Annotated in this window: 11 protein-coding genes and 1 pseudogene; 9 read left to right on the top strand and 3 right to left on the bottom strand. The window is 72.6% G+C overall.

Annotated features, from left to right (window positions below; genetic code table 11):
* Window positions 1-5: 5 nt before the first annotated feature.
* Together MNY62_RS02265 and MNY62_RS02260 are read left to right on the top strand one after the other, a co-directional pair.
* Entirely contained in the window at window positions 6-1,295 is a 1,290-nt protein-coding gene (locus tag MNY62_RS02265) for an MFS transporter (protein ID WP_242342467.1), read from the top strand.
* A gap of 702 nt (window positions 1,296-1,997) precedes the next feature.
* A pseudogene (locus MNY62_RS02260) lies at window positions 1,998-2,387 on the top strand (HNH endonuclease); the annotation flags it as partial.
* 393 nt (window positions 2,388-2,780) lie between these two features.
* Here MNY62_RS02260 and MNY62_RS02255 read toward each other — a convergent pair.
* Both MNY62_RS02255 and MNY62_RS02250 read right to left on the bottom strand, forming a co-directional pair.
* Entirely contained in the window at window positions 2,781-3,107 is a 327-nt protein-coding gene (locus tag MNY62_RS02255) for a hypothetical protein (RefSeq protein WP_242342466.1), read from the bottom strand.
* 1 nt (window position 3,108) lies between these two features.
* Window positions 3,109-4,074, bottom strand: a complete 966-nt coding sequence (locus MNY62_RS02250; RefSeq protein WP_242342465.1) for a hypothetical protein — start codon at window positions 4,072-4,074, stop codon at window positions 3,109-3,111.
* A gap of 197 nt (window positions 4,075-4,271) precedes the next feature.
* On the opposite strand from MNY62_RS02250, the gene MNY62_RS02245 reads away from it, so the two are divergent.
* Together MNY62_RS02245 and MNY62_RS02240 are read left to right on the top strand one after the other, a co-directional pair.
* The gene (locus tag MNY62_RS02245) at window positions 4,272-6,011 is read left to right on the top strand and encodes a chloride channel protein (protein WP_242342464.1); all 1,740 of its coding nucleotides are present in this window, start codon (window positions 4,272-4,274) and stop codon (window positions 6,009-6,011) included.
* A gap of 134 nt (window positions 6,012-6,145) precedes the next feature.
* On the top strand, window positions 6,146-6,751 hold the full coding sequence (locus tag MNY62_RS02240) for a DUF2378 family protein (protein ID WP_242342463.1): 606 nt from the start codon (window positions 6,146-6,148) through the stop codon (window positions 6,749-6,751).
* Between the two features lie 358 nt (window positions 6,752-7,109).
* On the opposite strand, the gene MNY62_RS02235 is transcribed toward MNY62_RS02240, so the two are convergent.
* Window positions 7,110-8,003 carry a CPBP family intramembrane glutamic endopeptidase gene (locus MNY62_RS02235; RefSeq protein WP_242342462.1) on the bottom strand — a complete coding sequence of 298 codons (894 nt, stop codon included), beginning with the start codon at window positions 8,001-8,003 and terminating at the stop codon, window positions 7,110-7,112.
* Between the two features lie 546 nt (window positions 8,004-8,549).
* On the opposite strand from MNY62_RS02235, the gene MNY62_RS02230 reads away from it, so the two are divergent.
* The 5 genes from MNY62_RS02230 to MNY62_RS02210 all read left to right on the top strand — a co-directional run bounded on the left by MNY62_RS02230 (window position 8,550) and on the right by MNY62_RS02210 (window position 13,151).
* The gene (locus MNY62_RS02230; RefSeq protein WP_242342461.1) at window positions 8,550-9,806 is read left to right on the top strand and encodes a TIGR04013 family B12-binding domain/radical SAM domain-containing protein; all 1,257 of its coding nucleotides are present in this window, start codon (window positions 8,550-8,552) and stop codon (window positions 9,804-9,806) included.
* A gap of 108 nt (window positions 9,807-9,914) precedes the next feature.
* Window positions 9,915-10,634, top strand: coding sequence for a hypothetical protein (locus MNY62_RS02225; protein ID WP_242342460.1), 720 nt, complete (start codon window positions 9,915-9,917; stop codon window positions 10,632-10,634).
* A 2-nt stretch (window positions 10,635-10,636) separates the two neighbouring features.
* The gene (locus MNY62_RS02220; protein WP_242342459.1) at window positions 10,637-11,560 is read left to right on the top strand and encodes a 4Fe-4S dicluster domain-containing protein; all 924 of its coding nucleotides are present in this window, start codon (window positions 10,637-10,639) and stop codon (window positions 11,558-11,560) included.
* Window positions 11,561-11,571: 11 nt separating this feature from the next.
* A complete protein-coding gene (gene dsrP, locus MNY62_RS02215) occupies window positions 11,572-12,825 on the top strand; it encodes a sulfate reduction electron transfer complex DsrMKJOP subunit DsrP (RefSeq protein ID WP_242342458.1) in 1,254 nt (417 codons plus the stop codon).
* Window positions 12,826-12,848: 23 nt separating this feature from the next.
* The gene (locus tag MNY62_RS02210) at window positions 12,849-13,151 is read left to right on the top strand and encodes a c-type cytochrome (RefSeq protein ID WP_242342457.1); all 303 of its coding nucleotides are present in this window, start codon (window positions 12,849-12,851) and stop codon (window positions 13,149-13,151) included.
* Window positions 13,152-13,165 lie beyond the last annotated feature (14 nt).

Raw genomic sequence — 13,165 nt, 5'->3', positions numbered from 1 at the left:
GCCGCGTGACCTCGACGCCCGCGGCCTCGCCCGCCCGCCCGACGCCCCCCTGGCTGTTCCTCTTCCTCGACCTGCCCTTCGGCGCGGCCGTCGGCTACGCGATGATCGCGATGCCGTTCTGGCTGCGCCAGGGCGGGCTGCCGCTCGACCAGGTCGGCGCGATCAGCGCGGCGGTGTTCGCGCCGCACGCGTTCAAGATCCTGTGGATCCCGGTGCTCGACATCGGCTCCTTCAAGCGCACCTGGTACCTCGCGATGACGACGGCGACCGCCGCGCTGCTCGTCGCGGCCTCGCTCGTACCCGATCCGCTCCGGAACCTCGGCCTGTACACGACCCTCATCATGCTCGCGCAGGCCACCGCGACGACCGGCCACGCCGCGAACAACGCGCTCATGGCCATCACCACCCGCCTCGAGGACAAGGGCAAGGCGGGCGGGTTCTCGATGGCCTCGAACGTCGGCGGGACGGGCCTCCTCGGCGCGCTCGCGCTGTGGGTGTCGGAGCACGTCTCGCCGCGGGCGGGCGGGATCGCGCTCGCGCTCGTCGTCCTCGCGAGCGCCTCGCTCGCGCTGCGCATCGTCGAGCCTCGCTGGGTGGACGCGGCGGTGGCGCGGGCGGGGAGCGTCTCGCGCGCGCTCGGGCTGCACCTGTGGGAGATGCTGAAGGACCTCGGCCGCACGGTCCGCAGCCGCGCGGGGTTCACCGGGCTCGTCATCTGCCTCGCCCCGGTGGGCTGCGGCGCCCTCACGAACCTCTTCGCCGGCATGGCGCCGGACTTCGGCGCCTCGGCCCGGGTGGTGGAGCTCGTGAACGGGCTCGGCGGCGGCATCAGCGCCGCGGCGGGCTCGCTCGTGGGCGGCTACGTCGCGGATCGGATGAGCCGCCGCCTCGCCTACGCCCTCGCCGGCGGGATCACCGCGCTCTCCGCGATCGCCATGCTGCTCGCGCCGCTCACGCCGGCGACCTACGCCTGGGGCACGCTCGCGTACTCGTTCGCGAACGGGATCGCCTTCGCCACCTGGGCGGGCATGGTGCTCGAGCTCATCGGCCACACCGCCGCGACGACGACGAAGTACGCGCTCTTCAACGCCGCCTCGAACCTCGCCATCAGCTACGTCACCTGGCTCGACGGCTGGGCGGCGAGCGCGGCGTTCTTCCCCGCGGGGCTGCGCGGCTCGCACGGCTCGCTCGCCATGGACGTCGTCCTCACGTTCGCGGGGATAGCGGTGCTGCTCGTGATGCTCGCGGTGGTGCGGAGGCGCGGGGCGCCCGCGACCGCCGCGGAGCCGAGCTGAGTGATCTAACGGGGGCGCAGCCCTCAGGATTCATACATCTCAGGGCCGACCGCCCGAAGGGCCGTACGCCGATGGACCGGCGTAGGGATGCGCACACCGGACTCGGGCATCGACGAGGTGGGACCGCGCTGTCCGGGCACGGTTCCGAACGGCGCAGCCGGGGTGGCGGGTGCTGGCGAGCGTCTCCACCGAGAGCGCTTGCCGTGAGCGCTCGCGCCCCCACGCGCGGAGGCGACCCCGGAAGCGGCGCATGAGCTTGCGAAAAGTCACTGAACGTGAAACCTATCGCCAGAGGTAGTGCCGGCCGTCGTACGCGCTTCATGGCGATGTGAACAATCCGTCCCAGTTGCGGTGCGTGAATGAACGCCCTTGACTGCTCCCAGCCGAAGTTCCGGTCCTGGGTTCGAGGCGGCGCGACAGAGCCACTCACGCGCGCGCAGTTGGGCCGGGCGCGCGCGTTCGACCGCGGCAGAGGGTCGCCGAGGGCACACCGAGAAATACCGCGCTCGCGCGAGCCTGGAGCGCCTCCGGAGCTCTCGAAAACGCGTGTTACGAAGGGTGCATCTGGAGGTGCACTTCCTGTCTTCGCCCGTTCCCGCCACCCTCGACTCGAACGTCCTCGCCGTTCGCCTGCGCGAGCTCGCCGGAGAGGAACGAAACGTCCAGGTCGACTTCCTCCTCCACCTCAACGAGTTCGACCGACGGCGCGCCTTCGTCGAGGCTGGGCCGGAGCCGACGGCGGCGGCGTCCCCGGAGGCGACCTCCACGATCCCAGCGATAGTGCGCCGCGCGGTGTGGAAGCGCGACGGCGGGCGCTGCGCCTGGGTCGGTCCGGACGGGTGTCGCTGCAACAGCCGCTGGAAGCTCGAGCTCGACCACATCCGCCCTCTGGCGCTCGGGGGGCCCTCGACGATCGACAATCTTCGGCTCGCCTGCCGAGCTCATAACCTGCTTCACGCCGAGAGGACCTTCGGACGCGAGCACATGGATCGCTTCCGCCGCAACCCGGGCCACCGGCCGACGCCGCGGGAACGCGCTGGCGTCGCGCCGCCCCCGCGTCCCGCCATTCAGCTGGGAATGTGGGCGCCGTGAGACTTGCGCGCGCCAACGAAGGACGAGTGACGCTGCGCCCGGACGGCGCTCGCGCGGCCGCGCGCCATAGCGACGGCTCTCCAGCTGTGGTCGGGCCGAGCGTCGCGGCGCCGCGCCTCGGCCAAGCGTCCGACCCATCGGCCGGGTCCCCGCGGTCACCGCTCGCCGCGACTTGCCGCCCGCGTACCGCTCCGAAGGCGCGTTCCCGGGCCGCACGAGCACACCTCGTCGATTCCCCACCGGCCTGCGCGCTGGGCCGCTCGTCGAACGGCAACCGCGTGCACGGCCGCATCCCCAGGATGTGATGAATGATGAGGGCTGCGCCCCCGCTCCGCCGACGGCTGGCCGCTGTCGTCGGGCCCCGCCCCTGCTCGCCGGGGGGGTGCCCCGCGCTCATCGCGGCGGATACTCCGACTGCGCCTCGAGCGACCAGTCGCCGGGCGGCGCGGGCACGGGCACGCGCACCTCGACCTCCTCCCCGCGGTGCACCTCCGCGGTTCCCTGGGCCGGGACGGTGCGGCCCGTCGCGCGCTCGCGCAGGCGGAAGTTCACCTGGATCTCGCCATCGCCGCCGGCGTTCCTGATCCGCGCGGCCGCCACGTAGCCGGAGGGCCCCGACTCCAGCCAGGACGCCGCGACCGACGGGCGCGGGCCGGCGCAGGCGCGCACCGCTGCGGCTCCGGCCACGACGAGGGCGAGGATGACGAGCGCGCGCCTCACGTCACTTCCCGGGAACCCACGGCGGGTAGAGGATGAGCGCGGCGAGGAGGGCGGTCGCGAGCGCGACCACCAGGGCGAGCGCGGTGAGCGAGGGCAGGGGGTCGGCGCGCTTCTCGGTCCGCCCGAGGCTCGCGAGCCCGAGCGGCTCCGGCACGATGGGGAGCTTGTGCTCCGCTTCGTACTCCCAGTGCGGCAGGAAACCCTCGTCGCGCAGCGCGGGGCAGATCGCCGCGAGGCGCCGCTCGAGCTCGGCGCAGTCCTCGGCGGTGAGGACGACCCGCGGCCACAGGCCGTCCCTGCCGAGCGCGGCGCCCAGGTTGCGGCCGAACTCGGCGAGCGCGAGGAACCGGCGCGTCGCCTCGTCGTCGAGCGTTCCCCACTCGACCACGTCCACGTCGCGTCCCTGGCGTCGCCCCGCCACCTGATCGACCTGGCGCGCGAAGTAGGCGAGGAGGTTCGCCGAGCCGTCCCGCCGGTGCGGCGCGTGCTGGACGCGCGCGCCGTCGACGCGCAGCCGCCCCATCGAGCCTGCCGCGTCCTGGACGGCGAGCTCGAACGGGCGCGCGGGCGAGTCCTGCCGCTCGAGGACCACGCTCAGGGCGGCGATCGGCCCGTCACCCCGGGGTAGGCCGAGCGCCTCGTGCTTCGCCCGCTCGGCGGCCTCGCGTCCGCGGATTCGAGCGAGGAGCGCGAAGCGCACGACGCGCAGCGCGCCCGGGGCGCCGCGCAGCCCGAGGAGCCCCACGTAGGCGAAGAACACCGCGAAGAACGCGAGGGTGAGCGTCTCTACGTTCGAGCGCTGGGCGAGGGTGACGAGCACCTTCCCGCGCGCGAAGAGGACCCCCTCACCCGTGACCGCGCCGAAGGCGAGCGCGAGGTGCAACGCCGCGAGCTGCCTCGCGCGCCTGGCGTATTGCCGCGGAGTGAGCGCCCCGGGCTCCTCGATGAGCTGCTTCAGCGGATCCACGCCCGGAAGCTTGCGCCCCGGCTTGACGGACGGTAGAGCCCTCGCGGCGGCGGCCGTGCCCGCGTCCGCTCGAACGCGACTCCGGGGCGGGCCTCCCGGCCAGGGCCGGTTGCCGGGGCGCCCGTGGCGGCCGATCTTGGGGACACGGGGCGGCGCGCGCACGCTTGGCTGGCATCGAGACAGGTCGTGGAGGGGGGATGCCCGCCGGTGGCGCGCCGCCCCTGTTCTTCCGATCGCTGCGCGACTTCCTCCGCATCCTGCCGGGCGCCGCGCAGCGCTTCTGGGTGCTCGTCATCGCGACCGGGTTGCTCTCGGGGCTCGGCGCGGGCGCGCTGCTCTACGTCCTGAGGCTCGTCCAGGGGCTCGCCTGGCCGGACGCGGACCGGTTCATCGCCGCGGTCGAGGCCGCCCCGCCCCTCCAGCGCGTCCTCGTGCCCACCCTCGCGGGCGCGCTCGTGACGGTCGTCTACCTCTTCTGGCGACGGCCGATGGGCGGCCACGGCACCGCGCGCATCATCGAGGCGATCTGGCACCGCGACCGGCAGCTCGCGCTCGGGCCGACCATGGTGCGGGGGCTGCTCTCGATCGTCGCGGTCGGCATGGGCGCCTCCCTGGGCCGCGAGGGCGCGCTCGTGCAGGCCGGGGCGTCGTCGGGATCCTGGCTCGCGTCGCGGCTCAAGCTCGACGAGCGGCAGGCGCGCGTGCTCGTCGCGTGCGGCGCCGCGTCGGGGATCGCGGCCGCCTACGACACGCCGATCGGCGGCGCGCTCTTCGGGCTCGAGGTGCTCCTCGGCTCCTTCGCCCTCGAGCTGCTCGGGCCGATCGTCGTGTCGTGCGTCGTCGCGACCGCGGTCTCGCGCATCCTGCCCGGCGCGCACATGACGTACATCATCCCGGAGTACGAGCTGCTCCACCCGCGGGAGCTCGTCCCCGGGCTCGTCCTCGCGCCGTTCCTCGGCCTCGCGTCGGTGATCTACATCCGCGTGATGGGCTGGGTGGAGGTCACGTTCGAGCGGTTCCCGCGCTGGATGAAGCCGCTCCTGCCGGTGCTCGGGCTCTTCATCGTCGGGCTCATGTCCATCCGCTGGGCGCCGGTGCTCGGCAACGGGTTCGACAGCGTCCACGCGATGCTGCTCGGCACCGTGCAGCTCAAGGCGCTCCTGCTCTTCCCGATCCTGAAGCTCACGGCGAGCGCGCTCTGCACCGGCTCCGGCGTGCCGGGAGGACTCTTCACGCCCTCGCTGTTCTACGGCGCGGCGATCGGCGGCGCGGCGGGTGAGCTCCTCGCCCTCGTCTTCCCCGGCCTCGCGCCCCCCGGCGCGCTCGCGCTCGTCGGGATGGCGGGCGTGCTCGCCGGCACGACGCACGCCGCGGTCTCGTCGGTGCTCATCATCTTCGAGATGACGGGCGACTACGGCGTCATCCTCCCGCTCATGCTCTCCGCCGCGATCGCCGCCGCGACGAGCCGCGCCATCGAGCCCGACTCGCTCTACACCGCTCCGCTCCGGCGTCGCGGCGTGCGGCTCCCGGAGCTGCCGCGCCCCGACTGGCTCCGCCGCACGCCCGTGGCCGCGCTCGTCGTGCCCGACGCGGAGCGCGTCGAGCCGACGATGCCCTTCGATCAGATGCTGAAGAAGCTCCTCTCCCTGCCGCCCGGCCACGATCTCTACGTGACCGCGAGCGACAACGAGCTCCTCGGCGTCATCCAGCTCGACGCGCTCAAGGGCACGATCTCCGATCACGCCCACCTCGGGATGATCGTGGCGGCGGACGTCGTGAACAGGGACGTGGTGCCGATCACGACCACGATGACGCTCGCGGAGGTGGCGGAGCGTTTCCGCGAGACCGACCTCGAGCGGCTTCCGGTGGTCGACGACCGGCGAAGGCTCGTCGGAACGGTCGCGATGCGCGCCCTGCTCGCGCAGGGGACGTTCTAGGCGCCGTACGCGGCCCCGCCAGGGTGCTCCGTGGGTGAAGGTAGGCGCGACGGGTTCGAGCCAATGGGGTTGACAGCGGGCGCGACGCGCGGCGAAGTGACCGGCTGCGGTCGTTTGCCGCGCGGAGGCCCACCATGTCCGACAGCTCCAGCGCCTCGACTCCGGGTACGCGCATCGCAGGGAAGGTGAAGGGGACGCTGCTGCTCGCGCGCCTGAAGTACCTGGAGGCCCAGGGACCGGAGAAGTCGGGGCGCGTGGTACGCCACCTGTCGAAGGCCGATCAGGAGTCGCTCCGGGGGATCGTCCTCCAGAGCGGCTGGTATCCGGCGGACCTGCTCCTTCGCCTGGAGATGACCGCGGCGGCGATCCTCGCGAGCGGTGACCGGACGCGACTCTTCCTGGACATGGGCCGGTTCAGCGCCGCGACGAACCTGGGGCCCACGGGAGTCCAGCGCGCGTTCGTGCGCGAGGGAGACCCGCAGCGGTTCCTCGCGGACGTGCCTCGAATGTACGCGTCGCAGCACTCCTCCGGGCACCGGGCGCACGAGCCGAAGGGAGAGCGCGCGGCGCTGGTCCGCACGCTCGGCGACGAGGAGCTCGCCGCCGAGGACTGCCTCACGACGATCGGGTGGCTCCAGCACGCGATCGAGATCTGCGGTGGGAAGAGCGTCAGCGTGGTCGAGACGCGCTGCCGGGCGAGGAAGGCGGACTGCTGCGAGTTCCGCTGCGAGTGGCTGTAGGGGCGGTCGCGCCTCGCTCGATCGCCCTAGTCCCAGCAATCCTTCCGGATCGGGATGTTGCGCCCGCTGGGCTCGCCGCCCGCGCCGCCGGTCTCTGGGCGGCAGGGGCCCTGGCTCGGAGCCCACAGTGCGCCGGACCCGCGCGAGGTGCTCCCGTCGGACGCCACGACCGGCCGGCGCGGCGGCCGCTGCAGCGGGGAGATGGGGGGACCGTCGGCCGGGTTCCAGGCCTCGGGGCGGCGCGGCCGAATCACGTCGAGAGAGCGGGTCGCCATGGCGGGGCTCGTAACCGCGACGCCGGTCGCGTGCCTCGCCTGCGAAGGGGCGCGAGCGCTTCGCGCTCTCCGGCGCCGCCGGCTCACTGCTCCGGGCCGTCGAAGAGGACGCGTGCTCCGCCACGAGCGCGCCAGACCTCGGCCCGCACCACCCACGCGAGCGCGAGGAGGGCTACGAGCAGGGTCGGCACCGCGGCCTCGAGGCCGCTCGGCGCGCCGGCAAAGAGCGTCGGCCGGTATTCGACCGCGAGGAGGCTCGTGCCGTAGCTCATCCCGCTCGCGCGCGAGCCGAGCAGCGCGGCCTGGACGAGGTTTCCGGCAAAGTGGAAGCCGATGCAGGTCCAGAGGCTACGCGTCCTGACGAGCAGGGCGCCGAGGAGCACTCCGTAGAGCACCGTCGCGGCCGCGCCGAGCGCGGTGACCCCGGGGTTGGGGTAGTGGATCGCACCGAACGCGGCGGAGACGAGCACGATCGCGGGCCAGGGACGGAGCCGCTCCGCCAGGGCCTGGAAGAGATACCCGCGGAACAGGAGCTCCTCGTACAGGCCGACGAGGAGCGTTGCCGGGACCGCCTGCAGCGCGAGCGCGCGCCAGTCCGGCGTCGCGCCCGTCACGCGCGCCGCGCCCGTCACGGTGAGTGCGGTGAATCCGGCGAGGAAGATCGCGGTGACGAGCGCTGCGCCCCTCGCTCCGTCTCGCGCCGCCTCGCGGACGCCGCTGCCGAGCCCGAGGTCGCGGAGCCTCCGTCCGTCGAGCAGGCGCAGCACGAGCCACGTCGCGACGAGCACCGCCCCCACGCCAGTCAGGCGATACAGGAGGAAGTAGGGCTCCGCGCTCGACTCTGGACCGGGCGGCAGGCGCGCGCGGCCGGTGAGGAAATACCGCACCGCGCGAGCGAGCAGGGTCGCGGCGAGGAACGCAGCGACGAAGGCGAAGAGGCGAAACGCGAGGCCGTGGCGTGGGGCACGCTGGGACACAGTGAACGCTGAAGGTTGCATGGCGGGTGACACGAGGAGTGTAGCCTACGGCGCGCGAACGCGACGAAGTCGACGAGTCACTAATTGAACCCGCCCCGCGACGCGCCGCCCTACGTGGCTGCGAGGCCGACGACTTCGACGACGATTGCAGCGAGCCCATCACCGACCCCGCCCGCAGCGCGCCGCCCCACGTGGCGGGACCTCGCGCCCGCAGGCGGGCCACTGGACGCGGTAGGCACCGCCCCGACCCACGGACCGCAATGCAACGCGGTCGGCCTAGGCGACGTCGCCCACGTGCAGCCCCCCGGCACCGCCCCCCGTACCTTGTCCCCGTCCATCGTGGCCCGCCGAGGACGTGAGGTCCCGTCCAGGCGGCGCGCCAAGGTGACGTCAGCCGCGGCGATGTCGGCCAGAACGACCCCGACCTCGACCCCGACCTCGACCCGGACCTCGACCCGGACAGGCCGACCCCGACTCCGGCCGTCCACCAAGCCCGCTCGCCCGCCCTTGCCGCCCGCCGCGCCCCGGAGGCACGCTGTCGCCGCGGTGACGACCCTCGTCCTCCACTACCGCAGGACCGCCCGCCACGCGCTCAACGTGCTCCTCGGCGCGGTCGAGGCGCACCCCGCCACCGCAGAGGTGCCGGTCGTGTTCGCCCCCTCTCCCGAGGCGGTCGCCGACGCCGCGCGGGCGGCGCTCGCGGCGGGGAGGCGGCCGGTCGTCGCGTGGTCCTTCTACACGGCGAGCTTCGACGAGGTGGCCGCCGAGCTGGCGCGCGTGCGCGACACGGTGCCGGATGCGCGCGTGCTGCACGTCGCGGGCGGCCCGCACGCCAGCGCGGATCCGGCCGGCACGCTCGCGGCCGGCTTCGACCTCGTCGCGATCGGGGAAGGGGAGGAGACCCTGCCGGCGCTGCTCGCGCGCGTCGCGGTGGGCGACGATCCGCGCGCGGGTCCCGGGCTCGCATGGCTCGACGGCGGCGGCATGCGGACGAGCGGGCGGGGGCCGCCGGTCGACCTGGACGCGCTGCCGCCGTTCGCGGTGCGGGCCGGCCGGATCGGCCCGCTCGAGATCACGCGCGGGTGCGTCTGGGCGTGCCGCTTCTGCCACACTCCGTTCCTGTTCCGCGCCCGCTTCCGCCACCGCTCGCTCGACACCCTCGCGCGCTGGGCCCGCGCCCTGGCGAAGGTCGACACGCGGGACCTGCGCGTGCTGACGCCGTCCGCGCTCTCCTGGGGCTCGCCGGACGGAGGCTGCGACCTCGCCGCCATCGAGGCGCTGCTCGCGACGCTGCGCGAGGCGCTGGGGCCCGGGCGGCGGCTCTTCGTCGGCTCCTTCCCGTCGGAGCTCCGGCCGGAGCACGTGTCGCCGGAGGCGCTCGCGCTCCTGCGGCGCTACTGCGACAACCGGACGGTCGTCATCGGCGGACAGTCGGGCTCCGATCGGCTGCTCGCGTCGATGCAGCGCGGCCACGACGCGGAGAGCGTGACGCGTGCGGCGCGCTTCGCGCTCGAGGCAGGCCTAACACCCTCCGTGGACTTCATCTTCGGCCTGCCAGGGGAGATGGAGGACGACCGCAGGGCCACGCGGGCGGCGATGGGCCGCCTCGCGGCGGCGGGCGCGCGGGTCCACGCGCACGCGTTCATGCCGCTCCCCGGGACGCCCTGGGCCCGCGAGCCGCCGGGCAGGCTCGACGCAGCGACGCAGGCGCTCCTCGGGCGGCTCGCGGCCTCCGGGGCGGCGCACGGTCAATGGCGGCGGCAGGAGGAGCGGGCGCTCCGGATGCCGCCTAAGGGTGCGTAGACGCGGCCTCACTCGGCGCTCACGCCCCAAGCGAGCGAGCGTCGAATTGACCAGGATCAAACGACAGATCAAGGCGCGGAGTAGCTTCCCCCGAGAGTGGGAGACTTCATGCGCCTCGACATCATCCATGCCCTGACGATCCTCGCGGTCGCCGCCGCTCTCGCGTCGCCCCAGGCCGCGCGCGCCGCGGGCACGAAGCCGGACGCGACTCCTGCGGAGACGGTGAAGAGCCCGCCCAAACTCGATCCTGCGCACGGCGCGAAGGCGCTCGAAGAGTCGTCGGCGGTGCGAAAGGTCGCGCCCCCGCTGATCCAGGCGGAGCCGCCCCCCTTCTCGGAGGGAATCTTCCCGTGCAGCGGGTGCCACGTCGATCCGGGTGATCGCACCCGGCGCGAGCTCACGTTCCACGAGGACATCCAGAAGGTGTTCGACCACGACTCCAACGCGCGCTGGTGCCTCGACTGCCACGACGCGGAGAACCGCGACGTGCTGAAGCTCGCGAGCGGCGAGACGGTGCCGTTCACCGAGTCGTACCGGCTGTGCGGCCAGTGTCACGGGGACAAGTACCGCGACTGGCGCGCGGGCGTGCATGGCAAGCGCGTCGGCCAGTGGGACGGCGAGAAGACCTATTTCCTGTGCGTGAATTGTCACAACCCGCACACCCCGGGGTTCAAGGGCGTGAAGGAGATCGAGGTGGACGGGAAGAGGACCACCGCGCCGACGCTCGAGATGCTCCGCCCCGAGCCGCGGCCGCTCCGCCCCGACGAGATGCGTCGCACGGCCCCGGCCAAGGCGACGGCCCCCACGACCGCCGCGGGCGGGAGGTAGCCATGTCCGAGCGGAAGAGCCTGCCCGTCGTGGCGGACGAGCCCATGGACCCGTCGCGCCGCGCCTTCATGCGGACGGCCGCCGCCGGCGCCGCGGTCGCGGCGCTGTCCTCCTGCGGCGTGGAGATGGAGGACTTCCTCCGCAGCCACTTCAAGGAGCTCTCACCCGACGAGCTCCGCCGCGTGCTCGCCAAGGTCGAGCGGAAGAACCTCGAGCGCTTCGGCAAGAAGACCACGGTGTCCGCGACTGGCCCCAGGCCGGGCGTCGAGTTCGGCTACGGCCTCGATCTCTCGCGCTGCGTCGGCTGCCGGCGGTGCGTGTACGCGTGCGTGGCGGAGAACAACCAGTCGCGGCAGAGCCCGCAGATCCAGTGGATCCGCGTGCTCGAGATGGACAAGGAGCACGGCGTCGATCTCGCCCACGCGAACCACTACTACGAGGCGGACGCCGTGCCGCGGCCGGGCAAGTTCTACATGCCCGTCCAGTGCCAGCAGTGCCGGAACCCGCCCTGCGTGAAGGCCTGCCCGACGCAGGCGACGTGGAAGGAGAAGGACGGCATCGTCGTCATCGACTACGACTGGTGCATCGGCTGCCGCTGCTGCATGTCGGCCTGCCCCTACGGCGCGCGCCACTTCAACTGGGCGACGCCGACGTTGCCGGCCGAGGAGCTCAACCCGCACCAGCACTACCTCGGCAACCGGCCCCGCCCGAAGGGCGTCGTCGAGAAGTGCACCTTCTGCATCCAGCGCACGCGCGAGGGGCGCTACCCGGCGTGCGTCGAGGTCTGCCCGGTGGGTGCGCGCAAGTTCGGCAACCTCCTCGACCCGGAGAGCGAGATCCGCCGGGTGATGGAGACGAAGCGGGTGTTCGTCTTCAAGGAGGAGCTCGCGACGCACCCGCAGTTCTACTACTTCTACGCGACCTAGCGAGGCGGGCGATGAGCGGAGCGGTGGAGTTCGTGAAGGGCAGCGCGCGCCTCGTGGTCTCCGGCGGGCGCGCGTACAAGGCGTGGGTCGCGGCGCTCCTCGCGCTCGTGGCGATCGGCGGGATCGCCTATGTCCACCAGGTGCGCACCGGCCTCATCGCGACGAACATGCGCGATCAGGTCTCGTGGGCGTTCTACATCGGCAACTTCACCTTCCTCGTGGGCGTCGCGGCGGCGGCGGTGCTGCTCGTCATCCCCGCCTACGTCTACCAGTGGAAGCCGATCAAGGAGGTGGTGGTGCTGGGCGAGCTGCTCGCCATCAGCGCGCTCACGATGTGCCTCCTGTTCATCCTCGTGGACATGGGCCGCCCGGACCGGTTCCTCCACATCATGCCGCTCCTCGGCACGCCCAACTGGCCACGCTCGCTCCTCGCCTGGGACGCGCTCGTCCTGAACACCTACCTGCTCCTGAACGCCGCGCTCGTCCTCTACCTGCTCTTCAAGACGTACCGCGGCGAGCACTACGACCGGCGGATCTTCCTGCCGCTCGTGCTGCTCTCGATCCCGGTGTCGATCTCGACGCACACCGTGACCGCGTTCCTCTACAACGGCATGGCCGCGCGACCGTACTGGAACGCCTCCATCCTCGCGCCCCGCTTCATCGCGTCCGCGTTCTGCTCCGGACCCGCGGTGATGATCATCCTCTTCCAGATCCTGCGCCGCACGAACCGGTTCCCGATCAAGGACGAGGCGATCTGGAAGATCGCGGAGCTCATGAGCTACGCGATGTTCCTCAACCTGTTCCTCCTCGGCGCCGAGCTGTTCAAGGAGTACTACTCGGCGACCGAGCACCTCAGGTACACGCAGTACTTCTGGGGTGGCCTCGACGGCCACCGGGCGCTCGTGCCGTACGCGTGGCTCTCGCTCACGTGCAGCGTCGCCGCGTTCGTGCTCTTCCTCATCCCGCGCACCCGGAGGAACTACGTCACCCTGAACCTCGGCTGCCTGCTCATCTGGGCGGGCGTCTACATCGAGAAGGGGATGGGCCTCATCATCCCGGGGTTCACGCCGGACACGCTGGGCGAGATCTACGAGTACACGCCGACCGCGACGGAGTGGGCCATCGCGGCGGGCGTGTTCGGGGTGGGCTTCCTCGTCTTCACGGCGCTCGTGAAGATCGCGGTGCCCATCCTCGTCGGAACCTTCCGGGCGCCGGAGCGGGTGGCCGCGCCGGGCCCGAGCAGCGCCGGGATTCCGGCGCAGTGAACCACGCACAAGGGAGGAGCACCATGAAGCGCATCGCCGTCGCCCTCGTCGTCCTCGCCGCCGCCGCCATCGCTCGCGCGGAGGGCGCTGCCCCCGCGGAGATCTTCGCCAAGCGCTGCGCCGCCTGCCACGGGAAGGACGGCAAGGGCAACACGCCGATGGCCCAGAAGCTCGGCGCGAAGGATCTCACCACGCTGAAGGCGAGCGAGGCCGACATCGCCAAGGTGATCGAGAACGGCAAGGGCAAGATGACGGCGTTCAAGGGCAAGATGACGGACGCCGAGATCCAGGCGGTCGCGAAGTACGTGAAGGACGGGCTCAAGTAGGCAGGGAGCCGACC

The organism is Anaeromyxobacter terrae (assembly GCF_022690685.1).
GTDB classification, from domain to species: domain Bacteria; phylum Myxococcota; class Myxococcia; order Myxococcales; family Anaeromyxobacteraceae; genus Anaeromyxobacter; species Anaeromyxobacter terrae.
This window is presented reverse-complemented; position numbering and strand designations above follow the sequence as displayed.